Origin of the sequence: Tepidibacter formicigenes DSM 15518 (genome assembly GCF_900142235.1) — a bacterium.
In the GTDB taxonomy this organism is placed as follows: domain Bacteria; phylum Bacillota; class Clostridia; order Peptostreptococcales; family Peptostreptococcaceae; genus Tepidibacter; species Tepidibacter formicigenes.
The window spans coordinates 1-3,496 of sequence record NZ_FRAE01000115.1 but is presented as its reverse complement, the minus strand read 5'-3'; the positions used below and the strand labels follow the sequence as shown (position 1 = coordinate 3,496).

Below are 3,496 nucleotides of genomic sequence, written 5' to 3'. Positions count from 1 at the left end.
CCAACGTATATATAGATTTTCATAAAAAATAATAAAAAAAATTTAAATGTGGTTGATTATTTAGCTTTAAAACGTCTCTTATATAGTGTAAGGCAAAACGAACTGGCCAGAAAGTTAAGGCTTACAAAATAAAAAAAATATAAATTAAAAAATTAAAGGAGAACTTTATTATGGGTGGATATCATGTTGCAGTACGTAGAGCAGAAGGAAATTATATAGGTGTAAGAAGTTTCTTGAAATTACCAGACATTTGTAAAGGTGTACGTGACAATGGAGGTAATAATGGAATACATCCTGAATTCGTACATGGTTTTTATAGGGGTTCTACATATGGACTGGATATAGGAGTGATTTATAGAAATGGAGACTGGAAATTATTCTATTCTGGGTTCAGTAGTACGTTAAAGAAAATTTATGATGAAACATCTGTATCATTAAATTTAGGTGAAACAGTAGAATTAGCAAGTTACATTGATTTTGGAAAAGAAGCTATAGTTGTCAAAGTGGAAAAAAACGGAAGAACTTTAGGGGTTTTAGATGCTCCATTATGTTCTACTGCTTTCAACGAAATGAAAAAGGGGTGCGATATAACGAGGGAGCTTTTAATGGCAACAAATAGGACTAGTGGATATGTTCCTGAAGAAGCAAGATTTGAGTTTGCTAAATTTTTTAAAGGGACTTTAACTGATAAGTACTGGAATTATACACCTTTTGTTGGAGGATACGAAGGTTCTAAAGGTGACGAACCTTATCTATATGACAGCTCAAGAGTTAAGCATTTAGGAGCTTTAGAGAACTATGGTGGAACTGTGTACGGTTGCGAAGTAGGATCATGTACTTTTGAAAATGATAAAGATTTTGAGATTAACTGGTAGTAAAAAAGACCTCTATGTTTTAAAACATAGAGGTCTTTTTTACTTAGGGTATATATTTATAATGGATGAAGAATATTTTTTGTCATGTTTGTATTTTAAGGTATATTCATTTGTTTCAATAACTTGGTTATTTATATTTATACTTTGAGAATTAGCACTTTCTAAAGCCTGTATCAAACTATTTACTTTTTCATTATTATTAATATTACTACTTAGAGTATAATTTAACTGGAGTTTAAGTTTTTCTATATCTTTTACTTCGTCCCATTCTATTATAATCGTCATACCACCTTTACCATTTGAAACGGTTTTATAATAGTAAAATTCTACGTCGTTTGGAATTAAAAAACCATTGATATACTTATCTTTTGATTGAATTATCCAATTGTATCTTATTGCAATTCTATCAAGCATTGTAATAACTTGCTCTACTGTTGCAGTTCCTTTAGGTTGCAATTGCTTTTCACCCAACACATCAAAACCTTGTATCACTCCTTCATCAACACAATAAGCTAAGGAGTTAAAAGCCCAGGAACTAATATTTTTTTTATCTGTAAAACTATTTAAATCATTCTTTGAAGCTGTAGTTATTCCTTTAGCATTTAAAAATCTTGTTATCATAGTTGCTATTTGTTCCCTAGTTATATTTTCATTTGGAGAAAATTCATCTTTACTTGTGCCTTGAATTATACCTAATGAGTAAGCCCTTTGAACGTCTATTGAGTCCGTATCCTTGAAAGGGTTTTGTTCTAATTGTACAGCATTTTTATCAATCTTAGATGCTACAGCATAAAGTGATACAACTAATTCAGCAAATTCTTCTCTAGTTATGTTTTGATGATATTTTTCATCTTTTAAAACACTTGGAGACTCTACTTTATTAGATAAAAAATCAGATATTGCTTGACTTGACCAATCATTATTATATGAAAAAATAAAACTTGATCCTCCTATAACTAAGCTAAAAGTTATTAAAAAGATTAAAGCTTTAGATTTTTTATATCTCACGTTATCTCCCCCTTGTTTATAATGTTTAGACATATAGAAGTATAGCATAATTTCAAATAAAGCACATATTATTCAAATCACACAAATACAGCGAAGTTATAGATATTATCTTTTAGAATATCTATAGCATGGTCTAGTTGCTTTGGACTATACTTCTTTTTGGTTATTGCCTTTCCTTCTTGTGTTCTCTCTATTATCATAGCTCTTTCAAACTCTGCAAATGCTAATAAAAATTAGTTACTATCAATTTTTTCTCCTCTTAATAAGTTTAGAACTATTCTATTATGAATAATACAAACTAATACATAATTTACTTTGCAATAATCTTTTTAGAGATTAGTTTAAGAGTTTTTATAGAAATATTGTAAAATCATTTTAGATTCACAATAGAAATTCTAACATAATAGTAAATTAATAACAATTTATTAACTATAACTAAGTATATACTCTAAAAAAAATTCAAAATGAATAATCTAATAAATCAAAATAAATTTTAAATATGAAAATAAATGCCATGGCCTATAATTCATTTGATTTGATAATAAAAGTGCCATGGTAAAATAGGTATATAAACTTCATATACCTTATAAAAACTAAATGAATATAATAATAGGCTGAGTATATAGAAATGCTCAGCCTTAAGGATTTTTTTGATTTAAAAAAGGATATAAAAAATATAATTAGAATTATTAATAATACATTAGTGTAGATATATAAATATTAATATTAAAATTTGTAGTATAATAAAGAAGTATTTACTATAAAGGTATTAAATGTAAAATTCACAATAGAAATTATAAAAAAATAAAAAAGAAGTTCCACGATGGTTTGGACGGCCTCTAGGAACTTCTTTTAGAACGGAGATCTCTTAAAAAGAGAACTCAATATGATAACTTTTTTACTATAAAGTTATTATATATTATTATACCCATAGTTTCAATTACTTATAAATAATTATTTTTTTATTTTAAATGATTAAATTTATTAGGGTATAGTATAGGGGTTCTCCGTTCTAAGGTGTAGAAGGGAGATTTTTTTATGGGATTAAGACAGAAAATAAGTCAGTTACAATATAGAGAATTTACTGATGAAGAAATAAAAGAAATACAAAAATTTTTAAGACATATGCTAGTTAGAGCAAAGCTAGATCAGTACATAAAAATATTTAATTATATAGATTATTATACAAGTGATACATATACACAAAGAAGTTTTACAGTAAAAGAACTATTAAGCTTTAAAAGACTTAAACAAATACTAAATGAGGGACAATTTGAGCCTATAAATTTATTTTATAGTGTAAATACATATAAAGAGCGTAAAAACGCCTGTGAAGCCAATATAAAGGCTATAACGAATATATTAATAGACCTTGATTATAAAAAGTCATATTTTAATAAATTAAGTAAAGATGAATTTATTAAAATGATGGAATATGAATATTTTGGGATAGAAATTCTATGTCCATCTGCAATAATCTATACAGGGAACAACTTTCATATTACATATAAAATAAAATATCCAGTTAATGCAACTGATAAAGCTAAAACACTTGCTAGAAGAATACAAAAAGAAATATCAAATAAGCTAAGTGATTTTAATGCTGATAAATC

The 3,496-nt window shown here is 26.7% G+C and carries 3 protein-coding genes; 2 read left to right on the top strand and 1 reads right to left on the bottom strand.

The window, feature by feature from the left end:
- Positions 1-170: 170 nt before the first annotated feature.
- On the top strand, positions 171-875 hold the full coding sequence (locus tag BUA77_RS12915) for a hypothetical protein (protein WP_072890937.1): 705 nt from the start codon (positions 171-173) through the stop codon (positions 873-875).
- 39 nt (positions 876-914) lie between these two features.
- On the opposite strand, the gene BUA77_RS12910 is transcribed toward BUA77_RS12915, so the two are convergent.
- Positions 915-1,883: an S-layer homology domain-containing protein gene (locus tag BUA77_RS12910; protein ID WP_072890934.1), complete on the bottom strand. Its 969-nt coding sequence runs from the start codon at positions 1,881-1,883 to the stop codon at positions 915-917.
- 1,038 nt (positions 1,884-2,921) lie between these two features.
- Between BUA77_RS12910 and BUA77_RS12905 the strand changes: the two genes are divergently transcribed.
- On the top strand, positions 2,922-3,496 hold a 575-nt coding region (locus BUA77_RS12905; protein ID WP_143151372.1), incomplete at its 3' end, for a hypothetical protein.